General features: G+C 69.2%; 23 protein-coding genes. 6 read left to right on the forward strand and 17 right to left on the reverse strand.

All coding sequences use genetic code 11. The features are described from left to right. Positions 1-75 precede the first annotated feature (75 nt). Positions 76-984, reverse strand: coding sequence for a hypothetical protein (locus L0C25_RS13075; RefSeq protein WP_271632091.1), 909 nt, complete (start codon positions 982-984; stop codon positions 76-78). A gap of 125 nt (positions 985-1,109) precedes the next feature. On the opposite strand from L0C25_RS13075, the gene L0C25_RS13080 reads away from it, so the two are divergent. Next, on the forward strand, positions 1,110-2,393 hold the full coding sequence (locus L0C25_RS13080) for an adenylosuccinate synthase (protein WP_271632092.1): 1,284 nt from the start codon (positions 1,110-1,112) through the stop codon (positions 2,391-2,393). 94 nt (positions 2,394-2,487) lie between these two features. Here the strand turns inward: L0C25_RS13080 and L0C25_RS13085 are convergent, their stop codons facing one another. From L0C25_RS13085 to L0C25_RS13095, 3 genes are read right to left on the reverse strand one after another with little or no spacing between them, the layout of a single operon-like run. Beyond that, a complete protein-coding gene (locus L0C25_RS13085) occupies positions 2,488-3,591 on the reverse strand; it encodes a nitrilase-related carbon-nitrogen hydrolase (protein ID WP_271632093.1) in 1,104 nt (367 codons plus the stop codon). Next, positions 3,588-5,033 carry an APC family permease gene (locus tag L0C25_RS13090; RefSeq protein ID WP_271632094.1) on the reverse strand — a complete coding sequence of 482 codons (1,446 nt, stop codon included), beginning with the start codon at positions 5,031-5,033 and terminating at the stop codon, positions 3,588-3,590. The genes L0C25_RS13085 and L0C25_RS13090 overlap by 4 nt, the downstream gene beginning before the upstream one ends. Continuing rightward, a complete protein-coding gene (locus L0C25_RS13095; protein WP_271632095.1) occupies positions 5,033-6,667 on the reverse strand; it encodes an amidohydrolase in 1,635 nt (544 codons plus the stop codon). The genes L0C25_RS13090 and L0C25_RS13095 overlap by 1 nt, the downstream gene beginning before the upstream one ends. Before the next feature lie 190 nt (positions 6,668-6,857). Here L0C25_RS13095 and L0C25_RS13100 point away from each other — a divergent pair, with 190 nt between their 5' ends. Then, positions 6,858-7,877 (forward strand): LacI family DNA-binding transcriptional regulator, encoded by a 1,020-nt coding sequence (locus tag L0C25_RS13100; protein WP_271632096.1) that lies wholly within the window; start codon positions 6,858-6,860, stop codon positions 7,875-7,877. 3 nt (positions 7,878-7,880) lie between these two features. Here the strand turns inward: L0C25_RS13100 and L0C25_RS13105 are convergent, their stop codons facing one another. The 5 genes from L0C25_RS13105 to L0C25_RS13125 all read right to left on the reverse strand — a co-directional run bounded on the left by L0C25_RS13105 (position 7,881) and on the right by L0C25_RS13125 (position 10,108). Further along, on the reverse strand, positions 7,881-8,282 hold the full coding sequence (locus L0C25_RS13105) for a type II toxin-antitoxin system VapC family toxin (RefSeq protein ID WP_271632097.1): 402 nt from the start codon (positions 8,280-8,282) through the stop codon (positions 7,881-7,883). Next, positions 8,279-8,512: a FitA-like ribbon-helix-helix domain-containing protein gene (locus L0C25_RS13110; RefSeq protein ID WP_271632098.1), complete on the reverse strand. Its 234-nt coding sequence runs from the start codon at positions 8,510-8,512 to the stop codon at positions 8,279-8,281. Before L0C25_RS13110 ends, L0C25_RS13105 begins: the two co-directional genes overlap by 4 nt. 51 nt (positions 8,513-8,563) lie before the next feature. Then, positions 8,564-8,926: a DUF4873 domain-containing protein gene (locus L0C25_RS13115; protein ID WP_271632100.1), complete on the reverse strand. Its 363-nt coding sequence runs from the start codon at positions 8,924-8,926 to the stop codon at positions 8,564-8,566. Then, on the reverse strand, positions 8,923-9,840 hold the full coding sequence (locus tag L0C25_RS13120) for an AurF N-oxygenase family protein (RefSeq protein WP_271632101.1): 918 nt from the start codon (positions 9,838-9,840) through the stop codon (positions 8,923-8,925). The genes L0C25_RS13115 and L0C25_RS13120 overlap by 4 nt, the downstream gene beginning before the upstream one ends. A gap of 73 nt (positions 9,841-9,913) precedes the next feature. Then, entirely contained in the window at positions 9,914-10,108 is a 195-nt protein-coding gene (locus tag L0C25_RS13125) for a hypothetical protein (protein ID WP_271632102.1), read from the reverse strand. An 80-nt stretch (positions 10,109-10,188) separates the two neighbouring features. On the opposite strand from L0C25_RS13125, the gene purD reads away from it, so the two are divergent. Together purD and L0C25_RS13135 are read left to right on the forward strand one after the other, a co-directional pair. Next, positions 10,189-11,433, forward strand: a complete 1,245-nt coding sequence (gene purD / locus L0C25_RS13130) for a phosphoribosylamine--glycine ligase (RefSeq protein ID WP_271632103.1) — start codon at positions 10,189-10,191, stop codon at positions 11,431-11,433. 39 nt (positions 11,434-11,472) lie between these two features. Beyond that, positions 11,473-11,907: a nitroreductase family deazaflavin-dependent oxidoreductase gene (locus L0C25_RS13135; protein ID WP_271632104.1), complete on the forward strand. Its 435-nt coding sequence runs from the start codon at positions 11,473-11,475 to the stop codon at positions 11,905-11,907. Here the strand turns inward: L0C25_RS13135 and L0C25_RS13140 are convergent. After that, complete coding sequence (locus L0C25_RS13140) at positions 11,894-13,138, reverse strand: MFS transporter (protein ID WP_271632105.1); 1,245 nt, start codon at positions 13,136-13,138, stop codon at positions 11,894-11,896. The two genes, L0C25_RS13135 and L0C25_RS13140, sit on opposite strands and share 14 nt — an antisense overlap. A gap of 125 nt (positions 13,139-13,263) precedes the next feature. Further along, the gene (locus L0C25_RS13145) at positions 13,264-14,331 is read right to left on the reverse strand and encodes a TolB-like translocation protein (RefSeq protein WP_271632106.1); all 1,068 of its coding nucleotides are present in this window, start codon (positions 14,329-14,331) and stop codon (positions 13,264-13,266) included. A gap of 112 nt (positions 14,332-14,443) precedes the next feature. Between L0C25_RS13145 and purB the strand changes: the two genes are divergently transcribed. After that, positions 14,444-15,862 (forward strand): adenylosuccinate lyase, encoded by a 1,419-nt coding sequence (gene purB, locus L0C25_RS13150; protein ID WP_271632107.1) that lies wholly within the window; start codon positions 14,444-14,446, stop codon positions 15,860-15,862. Positions 15,863-15,953: 91 nt separating this feature from the next. Here purB and L0C25_RS13155 read toward each other — a convergent pair whose 3' ends face one another. Both L0C25_RS13155 and L0C25_RS13160 read right to left on the reverse strand, forming a co-directional pair. Beyond that, positions 15,954-16,382 carry an organic hydroperoxide resistance protein gene (locus L0C25_RS13155; protein ID WP_271632108.1) on the reverse strand — a complete coding sequence of 143 codons (429 nt, stop codon included), beginning with the start codon at positions 16,380-16,382 and terminating at the stop codon, positions 15,954-15,956. A 62-nt stretch (positions 16,383-16,444) separates the two neighbouring features. Then, positions 16,445-17,023: a hypothetical protein gene (locus L0C25_RS13160; RefSeq protein WP_271632109.1), complete on the reverse strand. Its 579-nt coding sequence runs from the start codon at positions 17,021-17,023 to the stop codon at positions 16,445-16,447. 154 nt (positions 17,024-17,177) lie between these two features. Between L0C25_RS13160 and L0C25_RS13165 the strand changes: the two genes are divergently transcribed. After that, positions 17,178-17,723: a TetR/AcrR family transcriptional regulator gene (locus L0C25_RS13165; protein ID WP_271632110.1), complete on the forward strand. Its 546-nt coding sequence runs from the start codon at positions 17,178-17,180 to the stop codon at positions 17,721-17,723. Positions 17,724-17,783: 60 nt separating this feature from the next. Here the strand turns inward: L0C25_RS13165 and L0C25_RS13170 are convergent, their stop codons facing one another. The 4 genes from L0C25_RS13170 to L0C25_RS13185 are packed head-to-tail and all read right to left on the reverse strand — an operon-like array spanning position 17,784 to position 22,420. Next, positions 17,784-18,566 carry a DeoR/GlpR family DNA-binding transcription regulator gene (locus L0C25_RS13170; protein WP_271632111.1) on the reverse strand — a complete coding sequence of 261 codons (783 nt, stop codon included), beginning with the start codon at positions 18,564-18,566 and terminating at the stop codon, positions 17,784-17,786. 1 nt (position 18,567) lies between these two features. Then, complete coding sequence (gene pdxA / locus L0C25_RS13175) at positions 18,568-19,617, reverse strand: 4-hydroxythreonine-4-phosphate dehydrogenase PdxA (protein WP_271632112.1); 1,050 nt, start codon at positions 19,615-19,617, stop codon at positions 18,568-18,570. Positions 19,618-19,634: 17 nt separating this feature from the next. Next, positions 19,635-20,954: a four-carbon acid sugar kinase family protein gene (locus L0C25_RS13180; RefSeq protein WP_271632113.1), complete on the reverse strand. Its 1,320-nt coding sequence runs from the start codon at positions 20,952-20,954 to the stop codon at positions 19,635-19,637. Next, positions 20,951-22,420 carry a GntP family permease gene (locus tag L0C25_RS13185; protein WP_271632114.1) on the reverse strand — a complete coding sequence of 490 codons (1,470 nt, stop codon included), beginning with the start codon at positions 22,418-22,420 and terminating at the stop codon, positions 20,951-20,953. The genes L0C25_RS13180 and L0C25_RS13185 overlap by 4 nt, the downstream gene beginning before the upstream one ends. Positions 22,421-22,647 lie beyond the last annotated feature (227 nt).

Below are 22,647 nucleotides of genomic sequence, written 5' to 3' on the forward strand. Positions count from 1 at the left end.
GTTCGGTGCGAATTGCACCACCGATCGCGTCGTGAGTGGTGCAATTCGCACCAAACTCTGCGCTCGGTACGCGCCTCAATTCTCCACGTCGGGCCCGTACCCGCAGTGCGCCGCCACGAACGACGTCAGCCGCCCCTCGAGATGCGGACTCGTACCCAGCGCGAACTGTGTCGTCTGGCCGCCGTCGAGGGTGAAGATCGCGGTGAACTCCGTGCCCTGGCTGTTGTCCGAAAGCGCGTGCGAGTCGCACCGCGTCGGGCCGATCCTCAGCACCTCGCGCTGAGGATCGCCGGTCCCGTCGACCTTGGCGTCGAGGTCCCAGGAGTCGCCGCCGGTGCTCGGGCTGATCAGTGTGGTCGCGAGGATCGAGTCGAGTGTGAACGATCCCTCCTTGCCGGTCGGCTCGATGATCAACGGCAGCTCCGCAACGCTCTCGCGTCCCTCGCCGTGGATCTCGATGTCGTCTGCCACGTGCACGTCGGCGATCTTCTGGACCTGATTGCCCGCGCACTCTGCGTCGACGAAACGCGGCAGCGCGTTGTACATCATCTCGGGCTTGTACGTACGTCGAAGCAGGCCGCTGCCGCCCTGCCGGAACTCGAGGATCACCTTGTCTTGTGGGGACTCGGACGAGCAGCGTGCGGGAGCCAGCCGTAACGACAGGTCGATCGTGAACCCGCCGGGAATCCGGGTTCCCTCGCGCCACACCGCCGGCTTCTCGAACCGGTTCGAAACGTACGTGGCCCGCTCGACCCGCATGAGCTTGTCGGTGTTGTTGGCGACCTGCACCTCGAACTCGCGCGAGCCGTAGCCCTGGCGCAGTTGGTAGAGCCCGACCGAGATGCCCGGAGGCCCCGCGTCGTCGGTCACGCGTACCGTCTCCTCCGGGGCGCCCGACGGCGGCGCATCGGAGCTCTCGGAGGAGTTCGAGCAGGCGGTGGCGACCCCGAGCAACGCGACCGCAACGATGAGAACGCGGCGCACTGCTGAAGTGTACGGCGTCCGGACCGGTCCAGACCGGCCACCGACACCGAACCGTTAGACTGCCCCGGTAAGAGCCCCGTGCCCGCCGAGCATGCCGGGCTTCGTCTGTGTCCGAGGGGGGCGTTATGCCCGCAATCGTGATCGTCGGCGCCCAATGGGGCGATGAAGGCAAAGGCAAGGCCACCGATCTGCTCGGCAGCCGGGTCGACTATGTCGTGAAGTTCAACGGCGGCAACAACGCCGGCCACACCGTCGTCATCGGCGACGAGACCTACGCGCTGCATCTGCTGCCCAGCGGCATCCTGTCCCCAGGCTGCACTCCGGTGATCGGCAACGGTGTCGTGGTCGACCTCGCGGTCCTGTTCGAGGAGATCGACGCGCTCGAGGCGCGCGGTGTCGACACCTCGAAGCTGTTGGTGAGTGCCAACGCGCACGTCATCCCCGACTACAACCGCACCCTCGACAAGGTCACCGAGCGCTTTCTCGGTTCCCGCAAGATCGGCACCACTGGCCGCGGCATCGGTCCGACGTACGCGGACAAGATGAGCAGGCTCGGCGTACGCGTCCAAGACATCTTCGACGAAGGCATCCTGCGGCAGAAGGTCGAAGGTGCGCTGGAGCTGAAGAACCAGATCCTCGCCAAGATCTACAACCGGCGCTCCGTTTCGGTCGACGAGACTGTCGACGAGCTGCTCGGGTACGCCGACCGCCTGCGGCCGATGGTCGCCGACACCTCGCTGCTGCTCGGCGAGGCGCTCGTGCGTGACGAGATCGTCCTACTCGAGGCGGGGCAGGCCACACTGCTCGACGTCGACCACGGCACGTACCCATTCGTCACCTCGTCGTCTGCGACGGCCGGCGGCGCCTGCATCGGCTCCGGCATCGCGCCTACGCAGATCGATCGCGTGATCGCGATCGTCAAGGCGTACGCGACGCGCGTCGGCGAGGGCCCGTTCCCGACCGAGCTGCACGATGACGACGGCGAACGCCTCCGCACCAACGGCGGCGAGTTCGGTACGACGACCGGGCGACCCCGGCGGTGTGGCTGGTACGACGCGCCGATCGCGCGCTACGCCGCGCGGATCAACGGCGTCACCGACTTCGTGCTCACCAAGCTCGACGTGCTGACCGGCTGGGACCGTATCCCGGTGTGCGTCGCGTACGACGTCGATGGTGAGCGGGTCGACGAGATGCCGATGACGCAGACGTCGTTCCACCACGCGAAGCCGATTTATGAGTACTTCGACGGGTGGCACGAGGACATCAGCGGCGCCCGTAAGGTCGACGACCTCCCCGTCACCGCCCAGCGCTACATCGAGGCGCTGGAGCAGCGCTCGGGTGCCCGGATCTCCGCCATCGGCGTCGGCCCGGACCGCGACGAGACCATCGTCCGCCACGACCTCCTCTAGGAACGGTGAGGAGAGAGTCCTGGCCCCGTGACGAGAGACTTTCGTACCCATCGACGGGCCGGAATCCTCTCCTCATAGGGCCAGGACTCTCTCCTCACCGTTGTTCGCGGGCGGCGCGGTCGCGCATCGCCTTCCAGAACGGCGCCGAGATCGACGGGAACTCGCACGGCTCGCCGTAGTACTCGCTCCAGAAGCGCTCGTGCTCGGACTTCAGCGAGCGCTCGTAGTCGCGTACGTGCAGGTTCTCGGCCTCCGCGAGATGCGGTCGCGGCGGCAGCGGCGACGTCTCGAGGTAGTCGTACGCCTCATGTCGCCCCTGCGCCAGCGGGTTGAACGCGAGCGTCGTACGCCGATGCTCGCGGACGAGCCGCGGGTCGATGCGGGCGCCGATGATCCGCTCCCCGGTCGCCGCCTCGGCGAGCGGTCGCCCCTCGAAGTCCACGATCACGCTCGGCGCGCTCCACGAGTACGGAGGTGCGTCCCGCAGCGACGAGCCCTGCTGCGCGCTGACGACGTACGCGGTGTTCTCCATCGCACGTACGCGATCGGCCTCGACGGCGAGGCCCGTCGGGCCGGTGCCCCACGGGTCCATGTACGCAGACGAGCGCACCAGGACCTCCGCGCCGTTGTACGCGAGCTGCCGGGTGACCTCGGGGAAGAGGATGTCGTAGCAGATCAGTCCGCCGATGTTGCCGATCGGCGTGCAGGCAACGGGGAACAGCGGGTACTTCTCCGTGTCGTAACCACTCTGGAGCAGGTCGACGGGCGACTGCGTCGGCTCGAGCGGCGCCCACACGTTGATCTTCCGGTACCGCCAGAGCAGCTCGCCTTCGGGTGAGATCAGTGGCAGCGTGTTGAAGATCGCGCGCGAGTCGGGGTCACGCTCGAGCAGCGACCCGGGGATCAGATGGATGCCGTACTCGCGTGCCTTGGCGGCGAGGCGCTCGATCTCCGGGCCGGGGATATCGCATGCCAGCTTGCGCTGCGAGTCCCAGTCGTACCCGGCCGCACCGTGGATCGACAGTTCCGGAAACGCGATCAGCCCGACCGGGGCACCCATCGCCATCGCGCCCTCGACCGCCCAGTCGATCATCTCGCAGAGGTGCCCGAGGTTGCGATCGAGTGTCTCCCGGTCCGCGGCGTTCACGGTCGCGATCTGTGCGCAGATCGCGCGGTACGACCCGATCAGCTCGGTCACGTCGACTCCACCTCCGTTGTCGTCAGCCCTCCGTACGCCTCGGGATCGGTACGTCGGATGCGCAGCGCCACCAGGACACCGATCACGAAGGCGGCCGGCGTGATCGACATCAGCGCGACGTTGACGGCGGTCTCGGCACCCGTGAGCAGGTCGAGGTTCTTCGCGATCAGCGTCAGCGCGACGGCCAGCGCGATCGTCGCCACGAGTGGCGCAATGAGGCGCTTCACGACGTGTACCCCGCGCGAGTCGCGCGCGAAGAACGCCACGATCGCCGCCGAGCAAAGGACCTGCAAAGCGATGATGCCGGGAATGCCGATGCCGTTGAGCCACAGGAACGTGTTGAGGTACGGGTCGGCGCCGAACGCGGCGAACACCAGGATCACCACGAGCGCAAGGGCGGACACGAACAGGCTCGCGAGCGATGGCGAGCCCGTCTTCGCGTTGGTCGTCGCGCCGACGCGGGGGAGCACGCCCTCGCGCGCCAGCGCATGGATGTACCGCGACGATGCGTTGTGGAACGCCAGTGCGGCGGCCAGCGTGCTGGTGACGATCAGGATCCGCATCATGTCGGCTGCCGGGGCACCGACCCATTCCTCGGTGGCCGTGAAGACCATGTTCGTCGGATCGGCGTTCGCCTCCGCGACAGCGTCGTTCGGGCCGTACGCCATGATCACGGCCCATACGACGATCGTGTAGAAGACGGCGAGGAAGCCGACCGCGACGTACGTCGCGCGGGCGACGGTCCGCCGACGGTCGCGTGCCTCTTCGCTGTAGATCGCGGTCGACTCGAAGCCGAGGAACGCACCGAAGGAGAGGACGAACAGCGCACCGACGCCGGGCCCGAACATGTCCACCAGGTTGAAGCTGTCGAAGCTCAGGCCCTCCTCGCCGCCCTGCAGCAGCACCGGCACGGCGAACACGAGCAGGATCAGCACCTCCAGCCCGAGCAGCAGTCCGAGCACCTTCGCGCTGAGTGTGACGTTGAGGTATCCGAGGGCCGCAACGAGCACTCCGCCGATGACCGCCCACACACCCCACGGCAGGTCGATGCCGAACAGCGAGTCGAACGTGTCATGCGCGAAGACGCCGAGGGCCGGGATGAAGCTGATCGCGATCGAGACGTACGAGACCAGTGCGACGAACGCCGCTCCGACGCCGACCGTGCGCCCGAGGCCCTGTCCGATGTACGCGTAGAACGCGCCCGCGTTCGGGACGTACCGGCTCATCGTGGTGAAGCCGACGGCGAAGACCGCCATCACGATTCCCCCGGTGAGGTAGCCACCCGGTGCCTGGACCCCGCCGAAGCCGATCGCGAGGGGGGAGACGCCGGACATCACCGAGAGCGGAGCCGCCGCCGCGACGACGAAGAACACGAGGTCCCACATCCCGACGGCGCCGTGCCGCAGGCCCTCGGTCTGGGTCGTCTGCTGATTCGTGTCCATCACTGCTCCGCTCGGTGGCTGATCTGGCCGTCGACGACGGTCATGGTGATCGGGAGGTCGACCAGCTCGTCGGACGACGAGGCGATGGGATCACCTGCGAACGCGGTCAGGTCGGCGCGGCATCCGGGGGCGACTCGTCCGCGTCGGCCGTCGCCGAGGGCTGCGGCGCCCCACGCCGTGTATCCGTCGAGCGCCTGCTCAGGGCTGAGCGCCTGGTCGGGTTCGAACACGGGTGCATCGGGCTCGCCGGGCGTACGCCGGCCGCGTGCCCAGGCCATGCCGATGCGCGGGTCCGACTGCGCGACCGGCCAGTCCGAGCCGAGGGTGACGGGTGCTCCGGCGCGGATCAGGTCGGTGATCCGGAAGGCCCGGTCCGTACGCTCCGCGCCGAGCCGGATGGCCCACGAGTCCGAGCCGTCCGGCCGGCGCCACTGCATGTGCAGCGGCTGCATCGACGCCGTCACGCCGGCGGCCGCCATGCGCGCGACGTCGTCGTCGGTCACCGTCTCGAGGTGCTCGATGCGATGCGGGGCCCGGCCGTTCGCGCGCGGACCCGCCTTCTCGTACGCGTCGAGCACAGCGCCGACCGCCTTGTCTCCGACCGCATGGGTCGCGATCTGGAAGCCCGCGTCGTGGTACGCCTGCACGACGTCGACATAGCGTTGCGGATCGGGCCAGAACGAGTCGAGCCCGTGCCCGCACGAGTCGGGCTCGTACAGCCAGGCGGTACCGGTGTCGATGACGCCGTCGCTGAACAGCTTGATCAGCCCGCAGCTCCAGCGTGCACCGGCGGCGTCGCGCAGTGCGACGTACTCGGCGACGCCGTCGTCGTCGCGTCCGGGTCCGTGCCAGAGCGCGACGTCCAGGCGTACGGGGAGCGGCGCATCCCGCTCGAGCTCGGCGAGCAGGTCGAGGGTGGCGGGTGTGCCGTCCATGACCACGCCACCGGTGAGGCCGACGGACGCGAGTCCCTCGAGCACGCTGCGTACGCGGGCGAGCCCGTGTGCATGGGTTGCCGCCGGTGCCGCGTCGAGGAGCAGGTTGTACGCGGTCGGCTCGCGTAGTTCGCCGGTCGGTACGCCGGCCGCGTCGACCACGATGCAGGAGGCGTCGGTGAACGCGCGCTCCCTGTCGATGCCCGCTTGCTCGAGCGCCGCCCGCGTGCCGACCGCGGTGTGCAGGTCGTAGAACGTGAACGCCGCAGGAAGTCCGAGCGCAGCGTCCTCGAGGAGGTCGCCGCGAATCGTGGTGCCGTCGAACGCCGCGTAGTCGAGGTTCCAGCCGCGGATCCATGACCCGTCGCCGCGCGCATGTACCCGCTCCGCCTCGGTGCGGACGGCGTCGCGTACCGCGTCGAGGTCGGCCAGCCCGTCGAGGTCGATGCCGGTGGTGAGGTCGGCGCCCCAGACAGGGTGGATGTGTGAGTCGATGAGGCCGGGCGTCACGGTCGCGCCGCGCAGCGAGACGACCTGAGTGCCGGCGGCGGCCAGGTCGCGGATCTCGCTCGTCGTGCCGACCGCCACGATCTCCGAGCCGGCGATCGCTATCGCCTCGGCTCGTGGGAGAGATGGGTCGAGGGTGCGTACGTCTGCGTCGATGACAGCGAGGGTCACCGCGCTCGGGCGCTGTGTCATGGCGGAAAAGATAGACCCAAAACGATTTGGTGGCTAGGTTTCGGTGCCAATTGATGCGCCGCGCGCGGCCGGGGTCGTTCGTGGGAACCTCGGTCGAGGCAACGTCGTAGGTCCGAACGGCGTGGTATCGGTGTCCGGCTTAGGCACTAGAGTGCGGAGCCATCACGACCAGCACTGCGGGTGATGCAAGTTGACGGGGACCACGAGGGTCACGATCCGAGACGTCGCGCGCAAAGCCGGCGTCTCCGTGACCACGGTGTCGCATGCGCTCAACGGCAAGGGGCAGATCCGCCCCGAGACCCGCGAGCGCATCCGCAAGGTCGCGTCCTCGCTCGGGTACCGGCCGAGTCGCGCCGCGCAGGCCCTGCGGAGGAGTCGCACGGGTACGATCGCGCTGATCCTGCCGAGCTCGGGGAGCCGGGCCGAGGAACGCGAGATGATCAGCCTCGACTACTACATGGCGATCGCGTCCGCGTGCGCCCAAGGCGCGTTCAGCCACGGATACTCGCTGGTGTTGCCGCCTCGGCTGACGACCGCCGACGAGTGGCGCGTGCTGGCACCCGACGGCGTCGTCCTCTGCGATCCCGCGATGAACGACGAGCGCATCGACCTGCTCGAGGAGCTCGGCGTACCCGTCGTATCGATCGAGCGCGACTCCGGACGCCCCGAGCGGCCGTACTACGTGGCGGGAGACAACGTCGGCAACATGAACGACGTTCTGACGCACCTGCACGGCGTTGGCGCACGCCGCAGCGCGCTGCTGTGGGCGGAGTCCTCGTGGTCGTGGACGCTCGACAGTCGCGACGCGTACGAGCGATGGTGCGCAGCCAAGGGCCATGACCCCATCGTCGCGCCGGTGTCGCTCAACCAGCTCGAGTCCGACTCGTACCGTGCGTCGTCGGCATTGCTCGAGTCCGAGCGGCCGCCGGACGCCGTCATCGCATCCGCCGAGCGGTACGCCGAAGGGCTGCTGCACGCCTGTCGCGAACGCGGCCTACGGGTGCCGGACGACCTGATGGTCGTCAGCGGTATCGACAACCACCTCCTGCAGCAACATGATCCGTCGATCACCGCGATCGACCTCGATCCGTCGGCGCAGGCCCTCGCGGCGGTCGCGATGCTGCACGACCGGCTGGAGGGTGTCGAGGTCACCGAGCCGCGGATCGTCCCCAGCAAGCTGCGCATCCGGCGCAGCACGCAACCCGGCTGAACCTCAGGCGTTGGGCGGCGGCAGTAGGAACTCACACCGCGGGCCCGGACTCCGGGCGAGGCGTTCGTCGAGCGTCGCGAGCGGTGCGTCCAGGATCTCGGCGAGTGCGATGTACCAGGCGTCGTATGAGGTGACGTTCGAGCGAAGCTCCCACACTCGTGACGCGCACGGCGCATACGGAAGGAGCTCAATGGGCATCGAGAGCAGATCGGCGTGCGCGAGCGCGGCAGTGTCCGAGGTGAGTTCGCCCGCTGCTACCGATCGGCGCAGGATGTTCGCCACCTCGACCGGCATCAGGTGCGGCGCGGCGAGCGGCGATGCGACGACGACCTCCTCGGCCCACGGCGACGGGTCGCCAGAGCCGACGAGCGTTTCGATGACAACCGACGAGTCGGCGACGATCATCGGCGCTCAGCATCACGATGCTCGAGAACTCGGCGGGTATCGAACGCGACGCCCGTCGCCTGCTTGCGCGCCCGCACCTGTGCCATCCAGGTCTCGGCGTCGGGTCTGCTGGCGAGTTCCGTGAGGCGCGTGCGGAGGTACTCCTGCAACGAACGGCCGGTAGCTGCGGCGCGTGCCGCGAGTTCTGCGCGTGTCTCCTCGGGGACGTCGCGGATCGTAATAGACGGCATGCATTCATTTTGCATGCATAAGCAGTGATATGCAACCGGTCGACGGTGTGGTCATGGCCGTGTCGGGTCTGCAACCTCCACCGGCTCGACCTCGTACGGCGGCCGCCCGCGGCCGGCGATTCGGAATCCGCCCCAGGGGTTCTGCTCACCGAGCCGGGCCGGCGCCCACTCTCCACCGGGTACGCGAGCGGCGATCTCCTTACGTGCAACCTGTTCCGCGAGCGCGCTCAGCCGGTCGTCGGGCTCGGTGCGGCCGTGCCAGTGGAACGCTCCGTCGATCGGCTGGAAGAAGCCGGACAGGTGGACGCGTACGCGGATCACCTCGACCGAGCGGGTCGGCGACAGCTCGAGGTCGCCGTCGTACGTCTGCGGCGCCTCGTCGTGGTCGACGGCCGACGCCCGATCGGCGCTCACCGGATCGGTCCGCCGTCGAGCAGCCCGGCGCGCTTCCACAGCCACCGACCGGGACCCGTGATCATGTCGATCTCCTCGAGCGACTCGCGTACGCGGCGTGCGGCCCATTGCTTGGTGGCGCGCCAGTGCGGGTTGGCGGCAGCCTGCTTGCGGGCTTCGGCGGAGTCGAGCCCCGCGTTGGTGTAGACGTGCGGGTGCACCAGCTGCGTTGAGGATAGGAACGCCGTCGCACCCACGATCAGCTTGGACCACTCCTTGGCGGCGACGCCCTGGCCGGCGAACTCGATCGCCGTCTCCTCGCGGGCGAACCGCATGTGCCGGGCCTCCTCGACCACATGCACCCGCGAGACGGCGCGTACGAGCGGCTGGACCGATTCGTCGACCATCGCCTCGCGCTGCAACTGGTCGAGGATCTCCTCCACGAACAACGCTCCGGCAAAGCACATCGGACCATTGGAGATGGTCTTCAGCAACCGGCCACCGCGGTGCAGGGCCGATACGGGCTTGTAATGCGGCGTCTCGAGCTTGTCGATCAGCTTCGCGAACATCACCGAATGCCGGCACTCGTCGCCGATCTCGGTGTACGTGAACTGCACGTTCGACGTACGCGGGTCACGGTCGTACGCGCGGCGAACCAGCATCTGCATCAGGATCGTCTCGAACCAGATGCCCATGCTGGCGATGCTGGCGATCTCGTGCCGGGTGAGATCCATCCGCTGCTGGTTCGACATCGACGCCCACAGCGGCGTGCCGTACAGCGTCGAGCGGTGCTCGGGCACGTACAGCTTGTCGGGGTCGAGCGGAGCGTCCCAGTCGATGTCGACGACCGGGTCGTACGTCATCGTCGCCGCCGAGCGAAGCAGGCTCGCGCCCGACTCCTCGCGCCGATCGGACTCGTTCACAGTCGCGGTCATCGTCGACCTCGCAATCACAGACAGTACGCGTCAGTGAGAATGTAACACCGATACTGTCACGAAGCCAAGGGGCTCAGAAGTCGTCGTCCACGTCCTGCGGCACGGGGATCTGCTGCTCGGCCACGTCTGCGATGTCGGCTCCCCAAGCGTCGTCGACCAGCCCGTCGGCAACGGCCTCGTCGTCGGGTTCGTCGATCTCGGCGCGCTGGTCGAGCGCGTCGCCTTCGCTCGATTCGTCGGGGACTGATTCGGGGTGCTGCTCCGTCATGGTGCTGCCTCCTCCCGCTCGTGCGACCACCGTATGGCTGGCGGCTCAGTCGGACAAGCGACGTCGACTAGGCTCGCGGCGTGAAGATTCTGGTGATCGGCTCGGGCGGGCGTGAGCACGCCCTTGCCCTGGCGTTGTCCCGCGACCCGAACGTCGAGGAGGTGCACGCCGCTCCCGGCAACCCCGGAATTGCGGCGGTCGCCGAGACCCACCCGGTCGAACCGCTCGACGGCGATGCGGTCGCTGCGCTCGCCCGCGAGACGGGTGCCGACCTCGTGGTCGTCGGCCCCGAGGCACCGCTGGTCGCGGGGGTCGCCGATGCCGTACGAGCCGCGGGCATCGCCTGCTTCGGGCCGACGGGCGAGGCGGCGCGGCTCGAAGGGTCGAAGGCGTTCGCGAAGGAGATCATGGCGGCCGCCGACGTACCGACCGCGATGGCACGGGTGTGTGAGACCGCCGACGAGGTGTCCGAGGCCCTGGACGCCTTCGGGGCGCCGCACGTCGTCAAGGACGACGGGCTCGCCGCCGGCAAGGGGGTCGTCGTCACCAACGACCGCGCACTCGCCGCGGCGCATGCCAAGGAGTGCGGGCGCGTCGTCGTCGAGGAGTACCTCGCCGGCCCCGAGGTGTCGCTGTTCGCCATCACCGACGGCACTACGGTGCTCCCGCTGCAGCCGGCGCAGGACTTCAAACGCGCGTACGACGGCGACGAGGGGCCGAACACCGGTGGCATGGGTGCATACACCCCGCTGCCGTGGGCCCCGGACGACCTCGTCGAGACCGTCACCCGGCGGGTGCTGCAGCCGACGATCGACGAGCTCGCGCGCCGCGGGACACCGTTCGCCGGGCTGTTGTACGCGGGTCTCGCGCTGACCGACCGGGGCGTCCGGGTCGTCGAGTTCAATGCGCGGTTCGGCGATCCCGAGACGCAGGCGCTGCTCGCGCTGCTCGACTCGTCGCTCGCGACCCTGCTGCACGCGGCCGCGACCGGCGCACTCGATACGGTCGGGCTGCCGCGTTGGCGCGACGGTGCGGCCGTGACCGTCGTGGTTGCGGCCGACGGTTACCCGGCCTCGCCTCGCAAGGGCGACGCGATCGAAGGGATCGACGAGGCGAACGCACTCGACGGCGTCGATGTGATCCACGCCGGTACGAAGATCGCGAACGGCCGGCTGGTGACGGCCGGTGGCCGGGTGCTCTCGGTGACTGCCGCCGGCGCCGACCTGGCGGACGCGCGCCGGCGTGCGTACGAGGGTGTGCAGCTCATCCGGCTCGAAGGCGGTCACCACCGTAGGGACATCGCGGAAGCCGCCGCGTCCTCGTAGCGTGTTGTGCGACCCGACCGCACGCGGTTGACTGGCCGGATGGCACTTCAAGGTGAGTACGCTCCGAGCCCTTCGTCTCGGGCCCGTGACCAGGTCGAGCAGTACGAGAGTTCCGGCGGTTCCGAGGGCACCACGATGAACGGCATGCCCGTCATCGTGCTCACGAGCCGGGGCGCGAAGTCCGGCAAGATCCGCAAGACACCGCTGATGCGAGTCGAGCACGACGGCGAGTACGCGGTGGTCGCATCGCAAGGCGGTGCGCCAGTGCACCCGCAGTGGTACCACAATCTGGTCGCCGACCCGCACGTCGAACTCCAGGACGGGCCGGCCAAGACCGCGATGCTCGCGCGCGAGGTCGACGGCGACGAGCGCGCCGCCTGGTGGGAACGCGCCGTCGAGGCGTACCCACCGTATGCGGAGTATCAGCGCAAGACCGACCGCACGATCCCGCTCTTCGTACTCACGCCGCAGTAGGCACCTCGGCCGACACCGGGCGGTCGAGGTAGCGTGAACGAGACATGACCGCCGCCGCGGCGATCAGCATCGCCGTGACCACGAATGCAGTGGCGAGGGAGACGGCGTCGGCGAGAGAGCCCTCCAGCGCGGCCGCGATCGGTCGGGTGCCGATGAAGCCGACGAGCCAGATAGCCAGGATCCTGCCCCGCAGCGCATCGGGCGCCCGGCGTTGGATGAGCGTGCTGATGCTCGTCATCGCGTATGTGAAGCCCACGCCGGCGACGGCGAAGGAACCGATCGCCACCGCGGGAGGTGTCGGCAGGCCGCACACCAGAAGGCCCACCGCCATCAACCCGAGCCCGAGGCTGGGCAGTCGCTCGGTACGCGTGTGCAGCGCCGAGTGCAGTACGAAACCGATGCCCGCACCCACGCCGAACGATCCGACGAGCCAGCCGACGAGTCCCTGATCTCCGGTGAGGCTGCGCGACAGCGGCGGTGCCAGCGTCATCGCCGGTTCGGCGCCGAGTGCGACGGCCGAGACACCGATGATCAGCAGTACGAGCGGCCGGTCGGAACGGATGAAGCTCAGCGCGGCGCGTACGGAGTAGTCGGCATCGCGACCGCGGTGCGGTGGACGAGGTATACGAGCGATCGCGATCAGTACCATGAAGATCCCGTGCGTCACCGCGGCGATGGCGAACGCGATCGCGGGACTGTGGTGGGCGGCGATGTACGCGCCGAAGGCGGGACCAGCGATGCGGGCAACCGTCATCGGCAGCGTGTTGAGGGCCATCGCCGTCTCCAGCTCGGCGGGCCGCACCATACTCGGCACGATCGACTGCATCGCCGGACCGCCGAGGACGAAGCCGAGTCCGACGACGAACGAGCAGATCGTCACGGAAGCGGCGCCCGCGGCGGTCGTACCGACGGCCCAGAACCAAACGGCGAGTACGCCCGAGCCGACCAGGCAGACCAGGCGGCCGAGCAGGATCTGCGCCACCGGGTTGCCGCGGTCGGCGAGGCTGCCGCTGAGCGGCGTGAGGAGCAGCTGCGGTGCGAACTGCGCGACGCTCACCAGCCCGACGGACAGGGCGGAGCCGGTCAGCTGGTAGACCACGATGGCGGCGGTGATGCTGTGCACCCAGACGCCTGACGCGGTGAGCAGCTTGCCCCAGAACACCGCGCCGAACTGGCGGTCGAGCACCAAGGCGAGCGCACTGCGCCTGGGCGAGTCGACCGAGGTGTCCATGCCTTTATGTGTACACCGCAACGATGTGGGGCGTGCGCGCCGGCCCGCGAAGGTGGCCGGGCGCCGGCAAGGAGTGCGGCCTCGCTCGAACGCCCGGCCAGGGCCTCAGTTGCGGAACGCGATGCTCAGCTGAGGAGCTTCAGGTCCACGAACTCGGTGTCGAGCTTGTTCAGCGCCCCGAAGTTGTTGCCACCCTTGACGAGGCGTGAGACCCGCTTGCACTTCCCACCGATCGTGCAGCGGACCCGCGCCGCCTTCTTCTGTGCCGCGGCCTCGACGACGATCGTCTTGGCGTCTTCCCAGCCGGCCGCGCTGAACTCGCGGGCCTGGAACCTGCGTACGACCGAACCGTCCCGCACCCGGCGTACGGTCAGCGTGTCGATCTTCGGCTGTTTGTGGAACGAGACGGACGTGAGCATGTACTTGCCGTCGGGCGAGAACGTGATGCCGTCGGGGATGCCCTTCTTCGAGCAGAACTGCCAGAGCTTCTCGCGCGGCGCCTTGAACCGGCGTACGTCGTAGCACCCCTGGTCGGCGCCGAGACCGATCAGGTCGAGGTCGGGGTCGGCGAACCGCGCCCAGGTGGGGACGGTCCCGATCTTGTCGTACTTGTCCGTTCCCGGGCGGTACCACGACATCGCCGTCTTGTTCTGCTTCGCGCGAAAGCGCGCCATCAGGATCCGCTGCCCGTCGTAGTCGAGCACGTTCTGCCGCCCGATCTTCTTCTGCCGCGTGACCTTGCCCGTCTTCGCGTTCACGACGTACAGCCGCGCGGGGTCGAAGATCTGCACCGCGATCCGACGGCCGTTCGAGCTGGGCGTCACCGACCAGACCTGCCGGCCGAACCGGTGCAGTCGGGTGGCCTTCCCGCCGCGCGGGCCGACCCGGTAGAGGATCTGACCCCAGCCGGACTTCGGGTCGTCGGTTCGTACGAGGTAGCCGCGCCCGAGCCGGTCAACGCCCCAGACGTCGTGCGGCACCTTGAGTTTCAGCTTCTTCTTGCCGTCGTGCAGGGTCTTGCCGTCGACGTACGCCGCGGTGGTCTTTCCCTTGGCGAGGCTGTTCGGGTTGAACGTCGTCGTCGGTGGCTTCGGCTCCGGCTCGGCTTGCGCTGCGGTTGCGGGAACGGCCCCGACCAGCGCTACCGCGGCAATTCCGCAGACGAGCTGGCGACGGACAGCGATGCGACTCATGTGTCTCCCCCTAGAAGTGGCTCTGTCGCTAGATGACGCGCGGTCGTGGCGGTTGGTTGTCCGTCCATCGGCCGCGCGGCCAGCGTACGCGAGGCATTGCGACAATGGACACGTGATTCCCAACGTTCTCGCCGCCCGTTACGCGTCTGCCGACCTGGTGCGGCTGTGGTCACCCGAGCACAAGGTCGTCCTCGAGCGGCGGCTGTGGCTCGCCGTACTCACCGCGCAACGCGACCTCGGCATCGACGTGCCGTCCGGCGTGGTCGAGGCGTACGAGAACGTCGTCGAGTCGGTCGATCTCGACTCCATCGCCGCGCGCGAACGCGTGACCCGGCACGACGTGAAGGCACGCATCGAGGAGTTCAATGCGCTCGCCGGGCACGAGCACATCCATAAGGGCATGACCTCGCGCGACCTGACCGAGAACGTCGAGCAGCTGCAGATCCGCGCGTCGCTGGAGCTCGTACGCGACCGCGCCGTGGCGGCGCTGGCCCGCCTCGCCCGCCTCGCAGCCGAGCACAGGACGCTCGCGATGGCGGGGCGTAGCCACAACGTCGCCGCCCAGACGACCACGCTGGGCAAGCGGTTCGCGACGATCGCCGACGAGCTGCTGGTGGCGGTCACTCGGGTCGAGGAGCTGATCGCGCGCTACCCGCTGCGCGGCATCAAGGGCCCGGTCGGTACCGCGCAGGACATGCTCGATCTGCTCGGCGGCGATCGCGAGAGGCTGGCCGAGCTGGAGCGCCGGGTGGCCGGGCATCTGGGCTTCGAGCAGGTGCTTCGCAGTGTCGGTCAGGTGTACCCACGCTCGTTGGACCACGATGCGATCTCGGCCGTGGCGCAGCTGGTCGCCGCGCCGTCGAACCTCGCCACGACGGTACGACTGATGGCCGGCAATGAGCTGGTGACCGAGGGGTTCAAGCCCGGGCAGGTCGGATCGTCGGCGATGCCGCACAAGATGAACACCCGCTCCTGCGAGCGGGTCAACGGTCTCGCAGTGGTCGTACGCGGCAACCTCGCGATGATCGGCGAGCTCGCCGGCGACCAGTGGAACGAGGGCGATGTGTCCGACTCGGTCGTACGCCGGGTGGCGCTGCCCGATGCGTTCTTCGCCGCCGGCGGACTGTTCGAGACGTTCCTGACCGTGCTCGACGAGTTCGGCGCGTTCCCGGCCGTCGTGCAGCGCGAGCTCGACCGCTACCTGCCGTTCCTCGCGACGACGAAGATGTTGATGGCGGCGGTACGCGGGGGCGTCGGCCGAGAGCAGGCACACGAGGCGATCAAGGAGCATGCCGTCGCGGTCGCGCTCGGGATGCGTGAGTCGGGCGCCGCGGACAACGACCTGTTCGCTCGGCTCGGTGCCGACCCGCGCCTGGGGCTGACGGAGGCAGACCTGGCCGCGCTCGTCGCGGAGCCGCTCGCGTTCACCGGTGCCGCGACCGACCAGGTCGACGCGGTCGTGGCCGAGGTGGAGGCGGTCGTACGCACCCACCCCGAGGCCGCCGCATATACCCCGGGCGCGATCCTCTGACCCAGCCCCGCTGGCCATGACGTTCGGGTGGCGACACGCCGCGTGTCGCCACCCGAACGTCACGCCCAGCGGGCGCCTCAGCGGGCGCGGTCTAAGCGACGGTCGCGTCGATGCTGACGGGGATGTTGCCCCGGGTGGCGACGGAGTAGGGGCACACCTCGTGCGCGGCCTCGACGAGCGAGTCTGCGGTGGCCTGGTCGATGCCGCCGAACTCCACATGCAATGCAGCGGAGAGGCTGAATCCGCCTTGCTCAGTGGGATGGATGCCCACCTCGGCCACGACGGCCGAATCGGTGAACGTGACCTTCCGACTCGCCGCGATCGCCTTCACCGCGGAGTGGAAGCAGGACGCCCAGCCGGCAGCGAACAGCTGCTCGGGGTTCGTCGCGCCACCGGGTCCGCCCATCTCGCGTGGGATGGCGAGGGTGACGTCGAGCAGGCCGTCGTCGGTGGCCGCGCGTCCTCCGGCGCGACCATCTCCGGTAGAGGTGGCGATGGCGATGTAGACGGGATCGGCCATGAGGATGTTCTCCTTGTGTGGTTGGGATTCTGCCGAACGGTGGACTGGTACGCGTTTGTCGCCTACTGCTCGCTCGGGCGACGTTGGAGGCGGAGTGCCGAGATCAGGAAGAAGACGCCGCCGAGCGTTGCGTATCCGGCGAGCGTCATGAGCGACGCGTCGTCCCCGCCCGCCTGCAGCACGAAGGTCGCGCCGGCGACGGCGGAGATTCCGCCGCTGAGGATCATCGCCCACTGCCCACCCAGGCGGTAGCGCAGGATCGCGACGATCAGCTGCACGATTCCGGCGGCGATCGCCCAGACACCCCACACGCGCAGGACGCTCGAGATGTCGGACGTGACGGCGACGGCCACGCCGATGGCGGCGAACAGGCTCAGAGCCATGGTGAGGGAGAGCGGTGCCTTCGGACGAGCGGCGCCCGAGGAGCGGAAGTCGATCACGGCCGCAGTCACGTCGAACAAGGGGTAGACCACCAGCAACGCGATGCTTGCCGGATTGAGGGTCGAGGCGGTGAGGGCGACCAGGACCGCCCAGGCGATGGCGAAGCCGAATCGGACGAGGTACAGCGACCGCAGCCCTCGGGTGCCAGCGATGTCGACGGTGACGATGCCGGGTCGGCCGGCATCGATGGAACGGGACATTCGGATCTCTTTCGGTCGGAGGCGGGCTTTGACATGAGACAGAACGATCGGTCTCGTATTGGTAGACGAGTCTGCGGGGTTGGCGACTCGATGTCAAGACCGATCGTTCTGTCTGCTAATCTCGAAACAGCGAGCTGAAGAGGTGAGAAGGCGGATGTCGCAAGCGCGGTCACGACTGCTCGGCACGGCGACCGAGCTCTTCTACGCCGAAGGGCTGCACTCCGTCGGCATCGATCGCATCGTCTCGACCGCACAGGTGACGCGCGCGACGTTGTACCGGCACTTCCCGAGCAAGGACGACCTCGTCGTCGCCTATCTGACCCAGGTCGACGAGGCGATCCGCGCCGAGGTGGAGACGGCGCGCGACCAGGACGCATCCCCTGACGACATCGTTCGAGCGGTCGCCCGGATCATCGCCGACAGCATCCAGGGCGCGGGATTTCGGGGTTGTGCATTCCTCAATGCCGCCGCCGAGTACCCCGACGCCGACCATCCGGTCCACCAAGCCGTACTCAGGCACCGCCAATGGTTCCTGGCCACGATCGGCGAGCTGCTCGCTGCCGCCGGAGAGGTCGACCCGGAACCCGCGGCCCGACACTTCGTGATGCTGCGCGACGGCGCGATGGCCGCCGGCTGCCTGACGACCGACCCGCAACCCATCAGTGAGACGTTCCTGCTCGGGGTCGAAGGGCTCCTCTAGCCCCGCTGGCCATGACGTTCGGGTGGCGACACGCCGCGTGTCGCCACCCGAACGTCATGCTCAGCGGGCGCGGTCGGGTGTCACACCCGCTTCGGCGCAACGCCGATCGAGATCCGCCGGTGCCGCGTCGTCGGTGATCAGCCGCCACGGCGCCGGCATCCGTGTCCAGGCGGGCGTCTCACCGGCCGCGAGCTTCGATGCGTCGGCGAGAACGGCGACCACGCGCGCTCGGGCGGCGACCGCCTCCTTGACGGTCGTCTCCTCCAGGGTCGGCTCGCCGATCCCGCGTACGGGGTCGACGGCGTCGGCACCGAGGAAGGCGACATCGAACCCGAGGCGGTCGATCGCGAGGTCGGTCAACGGACCCACGAAACCATGGCTCATCCGGCGTACGCGCCCGCCGAGCAGCAACAGATCGATGTCGGGGGCGTCGGCGAGGGCGACCGCGGTCTCGAGCCCCCGCGTGACGACGGTGAGGTCGGCATGCGTCGTCGACGCCGCGAGCAGCCGTGCGAGAGCCCCGCACGTCGTACCCGCGTCGATGAACACCGTGCCCGAGGCGGGTACGAGCTCGAGGGCACGATGCGCGATCGCCGACTTGGCCGGGCCCGCATGGCGCGCGCTCTCGGAGATCGAACGTTCATGAAACGGCGCCGTGGCCATCGCGCCGCCGTACGTACGCTCCACCTGACCGTCTGCCTTCAGGCGCTCGAGGTCGCGACGCACCGTCGAGACCGAGACACCGAGTCGGGCGGCGAGCTCGTCGACCTGCGTGGTGCCGGCGCCGAGCAGCGTCAGCAGGGTCGCGTGCCGAGTGCGTGTTCCGGCGCGCGCAGTTGCCATGTCAGATGCCGTACGTGGCGCGGATCCGTGGTACGTACGGGCTGTACTCGACGCCCGCGAGGTACGCCGAGCGCATCGTGGCGTGGTCGGCGCGGCCCGTGCCGGCGATGTCGAACGCGGTGCCGTGGTCGACGGACGTACGCAGGATGGGAAGCCCGACCGTGACGGAGATGGTGCCGTCGAAGTCGTACGTCTTCGCGGCAATGTGCCCCTGGTCGTGGTACTGCGACAGCACACCGTCGTACCGGCCCGTCAGACCCTGATGGAACACCGAGTCGGACGGGATCGGTCCGGACACGTCGAGCCCTTCCGCGCGGGCGTCGTCGCACGCCGGGGCGATGCCGTCGATCTCCTCGGTGCCGAAGGCGCCGTTCTCGCCCCCGTGCGGGTTCACGGCGGCGACGGCGAGCCGCGGGGAGTCGGCGCCGAACACCTCGAGCGCCGTGACGGCACGGCGGATCGACGAGAGCTGCTTGTCGCGGGTCAGCTGGTCGAGTGCCTTGCGCAGCGAGACGTGCCGGGTCGCGAAGAAGATGCGCAGGTGATGGGGCTCGTCGCTGACTCGGCTGCGTACGACGAACATCGTGTCCTGGTCGGTCACGCCGGTCAGCTCGCCGAGCATCTCCGTGTGACCCAGGTGCTTGCTGCCGCTGGCCCAGATCGCTTCCTTGTGGATCGGACCGGTCACTACGCCGGCGACCTTGCCATCCATCGCCGCCCGCGTGGCGACCTCGATGGCCGTGACCGCGGCCTGGCCGGCACGCGCGTCGACGACGCCCCAGGCCGGTACGTCTGCGTCGAGCACGCCGGTGTCGTACACGTCGATCACGCCTTCACCCGCAGGCTCGACGTCGAACGTACGCACCTCGCGTACCTCGACGTCGAGGTCGGCCGCGCGAGCACCACGTCGCAGTGCTTCGGCGTCGCCGACGGCGACCCCGTGATGCCCGGACTCGTCGGCGTACTCGGCCAGCGTGCGGGCGGTGATCTCGGGACCGATGCCGACAGGGTCGCCGAGGGTCACGGCGAGTACGGGACGTTCGACGGGCATGGTGTCTCCTCCGTTGGTCACCAGGCGGTCTGCCTGGACTGTGCGGGATGTACGCGGCGGCGCCGGGTCTCGGCGGCCTGGCGCAGGTGGTCGATGCAGGCCACGGTGGTGCCCGTGTCGCCGACGAGCCCACCCTTCGTCGCGATGGGCAGCCCCGACCACGGACCGCCGACGAGCTCACCGGCGACGGCGAGCGGCTCGATCTCGCCCTCGACGTCGAGTCCGTGCGCGGCGAGCTCGGCGAACAGCGATGCGGTGATGTCGCCGCCGGTGGCGAAGATCGCGTCGACCTGGTGCGTCTCGAGTGCCCGGCGTACGGCGCGGGCGAGTGCCCGCGGGATCGCCGCCGCCGTGGCGTGATCGACATCGGTGACGTCCGACTCGTCGAGGACGGACGCGAGCAGCACGACCTGGTCGGGCCGCGCCGACTCGAGCGCGGTCGCGAGCCGATCGGCCGTCGTATCGACGTCCGGTACGCGCGCGTCGGCGGGCAGCGCCGGGCGTACGACGACGACCTCTCGTTCGCCGCGGAGCCGGACCAGCTGGTCGCGGGTCAGACTCGTCGCGGAGCCCGAGACCGCGAGCAGCGGTGCGCCATCGGGCGTGCGGTGCAGGCCGAGTGCCGCCGCCATCGCCACCGTTGCCGGCCCTGGGTCGACGGTGACCCAGGTGACGTCGTTGACCGTGGTCGCTGCCCGGGCCACTCGCGCGATGTTGTCGGTGGTCAGCGCATCGGCGACGACGACGTCGGTGCCGCCGTCGACGGCCGCTGCGAACGCCGCGACGAGTCGGTCGTCGGGCCCCGTGACGATCTCGAGCGGGATCGTCGTCGTACGAAGGCCCTCGAACAGCGTCGCGACCTCCGAATGGGTGATCGGCGATCGCGGGTCGCCGGCCAGCTCGGTCTCCTCGAGGCGTCGACCGCCGAGCAGCTGCACGCCGCCGACCGTGTGGCGGCCGGCCTCCGGATGCGCGGGTACGCACAGCGCGACGGCGCGGCGCCCCGACTGTGCAGAGACCTCGGCCACCAGGGCAGCGGTCGTCGGGCCGACGTTGCCGCGGAGGGTGGAGTCGATCCGATTGGCGGCGAGCGGGGTCGGCCATCCGCTGCGTACGGCGCGGCGTACCAGTTCGGCGGCGTCGGCGCCGGGCACGTGACGCGCGTTCGTGCTGATCACGACGGCGTCGAACCGAGAGACGAACTCGGCAACGATCGCCGGGCGTTCGCCGTCGGCGACGGTCACCGCGCGCATTCCGGCGCGAGCCAGCGCGGCCGCGGTGGCGTTCGCGCCGGTGAGGTCGTCGGCGACGACCAGGACGGGCCCTGCGTCGGTCACAACACCCAGCCGGCGATGAGGACGAGTGGGATCGAGCCGAGCCAGACGGCGGTGGTGATGCCGGACCATCCGCGCAGCGCCGCGACCCCGTCGAGACCGGTGAACCGGGTGACCACCCAGAAGTACGAGTCGTTGAAGTAGCTGAACACCATCGACCCAGCACAGCACGCGAGGGTGGCCGCCAGGGCCGACAGCCCGAGATCGGATACGAGCGGAGCGGTCACCGACGCCGCCGTGATCATCGCGACCGTCCCCGAACCCTGCGCGATGCGCACCAGCGAGGCGATCAGGAACGGGACCAGTACGCCGGGCAGGCTCAGGTCGGCGATCGCATCGGCCAGCGCGTCGCCGACGCCGCTGTCGCGCAGCACCTGACCGAGCCCGCCGCCGGCGCCGGTGATGAGCAGGATGAGGCCGGCAGAAGCCGCGGCGTCGGACAGCCAGCCCGAGACCTGGTTCTTCGTGGTCCAGCGGGGCAGCAGGACGTAGACCGCAAGGATCAGCCCGATCAGCAGCGCGACGACCGGGTTGCCGACGAACGCGATCGCAGAGACGAAGTTCGACGGCTCGTACGCCTCGTCGTCGCCGAGCACGCCCTGGGAGTTCTTCTCGATCGCCGTTGCGACGGTGTTGGCGACGATCAGCAGGATCGGGATGACCAGCGGCAGGGCGCCGAGGAACGCGCCGACCCGATGCGGCGGTGCGCCCTCCGGGGGCGTGCCGAGAGCGGCGGCGGGGTCGTCCTCGGGCGGGAGCTCGTCGAGCGCGACATCGGTCGACGCCGACCCGGGCTCGCCGGCGCTCGCATGTGCGTGTCCGTACACGGCCTCGCGTACCTCGGGGAGCACCTCGTCCTCGAGCTTCGGGCCGACGATCGTCGCGTACAGGATCACAATGGGCAGCAGCAGCACCGAGAAGATCAGGCCAACCAGGATCACGCCGCCCAGATCCGCGCCGAGGATGCCGGCGACAGCCAGCGGGCCGGGTGTCGGGGGTACGAGGTGGTGGGTGAGCGTCATGCCGCAGCCCAGAGCGAGTGCGAGCGTGACGTACCCCTGCCGCTTGCGGCGAGCGATCGAGCGGGCCAGCGGGTTCATGATCACGTAGCCGGAGTCGCAGAACACCGGGATCGACACCAGGGCGCCGGTGCCGCCCATCGCCCATGGCTCGCGACCCTTGCCGAGCGCGCCGACGAACGCCCGCGCGAGCGCGTCGGCCGCGCCGGAGACCTCGAGGATCTTGCCGACGGCGACGCCGAGGCCGATCACGATGCCGATCGACGAGAGTGTCGCGCCGAAGCCGGCGATGATCGAGTCGATCGTGTCGATGGGCGCCGTACCGGCGATCGATCCGGTCACGATCGCCGCGACCAGGAGCGCGACGAAGGCATCGAGCCGGGTCCACAAGACGATGACGACGATGGTGGCGATGCCGATGACCAGCGCGGCGAGCAGCTGAACGTCCACAGGTTCCTCCGATGACGGTGTCGCGGAGCAGCATGCCAGCAACTCATGCGCAGTGCAAGCAAGAGTTCGTACGTAGATGACTGGATCACGCAACTCTGGCCCGGGGGACGGAACCGGCCGCCGGAGGTAGCGCCCGGGGATCGCATCACTAGTGTCCTGCGTTTGAAGTGGCTTTACGGAAGGCGTCGTCCAGGTGGATGCATCCGCAAGGACGAGGAGGAAGGTCA

It is taken from the genome of Solicola gregarius (genome assembly GCF_025790165.1).
Classification (GTDB): domain Bacteria; phylum Actinomycetota; class Actinomycetes; order Propionibacteriales; family Nocardioidaceae; genus Solicola; species Solicola gregarius.

Excerpts from the sequence above, each read along its gene's own strand:
- L0C25_RS13080 (WP_271632092.1), top strand. The coding sequence starts at position 1,110 with ATGCCCGCAATCGTGATCGTCGGCGCCCAATGGGGCGATGAAGGCAAA.
- L0C25_RS13090 (WP_271632094.1), bottom strand. The coding sequence starts at position 5,033 with ATGGACACGAATCAGCAGACGACCCAGACCGAGGGCCTGCGGCACGGC.
- L0C25_RS13095 (WP_271632095.1), bottom strand. The coding sequence starts at position 6,667 with ATGACACAGCGCCCGAGCGCGGTGACCCTCGCTGTCATCGACGCAGAC.
- L0C25_RS13105 (WP_271632097.1), bottom strand. The coding sequence starts at position 8,282 with ATGATCGTCGCCGACTCGTCGGTTGTCATCGAAACGCTCGTCGGCTCT.
- L0C25_RS13110 (WP_271632098.1), bottom strand. The coding sequence starts at position 8,512 with ATGCCGTCTATTACGATCCGCGACGTCCCCGAGGAGACACGCGCAGAA.
- L0C25_RS13120 (WP_271632101.1), bottom strand. The coding sequence starts at position 9,840 with ATGACCGCGACTGTGAACGAGTCCGATCGGCGCGAGGAGTCGGGCGCG.
- L0C25_RS13125 (WP_271632102.1), bottom strand. The coding sequence starts at position 10,108 with ATGACGGAGCAGCACCCCGAATCAGTCCCCGACGAATCGAGCGAAGGC.
- L0C25_RS13135 (WP_271632104.1), top strand. The coding sequence starts at position 11,473 with ATGGCACTTCAAGGTGAGTACGCTCCGAGCCCTTCGTCTCGGGCCCGT.
- L0C25_RS13140 (WP_271632105.1), bottom strand. The coding sequence starts at position 13,138 with ATGGACACCTCGGTCGACTCGCCCAGGCGCAGTGCGCTCGCCTTGGTG.
- L0C25_RS13145 (WP_271632106.1), bottom strand. The coding sequence starts at position 14,331 with ATGAGTCGCATCGCTGTCCGTCGCCAGCTCGTCTGCGGAATTGCCGCG.
- L0C25_RS13155 (WP_271632108.1), bottom strand. The coding sequence starts at position 16,382 with ATGGCCGATCCCGTCTACATCGCCATCGCCACCTCTACCGGAGATGGT.
- L0C25_RS13160 (WP_271632109.1), bottom strand. The coding sequence starts at position 17,023 with ATGTCCCGTTCCATCGATGCCGGCCGACCCGGCATCGTCACCGTCGAC.
- L0C25_RS13165 (WP_271632110.1), top strand. The coding sequence starts at position 17,178 with ATGTCGCAAGCGCGGTCACGACTGCTCGGCACGGCGACCGAGCTCTTC.
- L0C25_RS13170 (WP_271632111.1), bottom strand. The coding sequence starts at position 18,566 with ATGGCAACTGCGCGCGCCGGAACACGCACTCGGCACGCGACCCTGCTG.
- pdxA (WP_271632112.1), bottom strand. The coding sequence starts at position 19,617 with ATGCCCGTCGAACGTCCCGTACTCGCCGTGACCCTCGGCGACCCTGTC.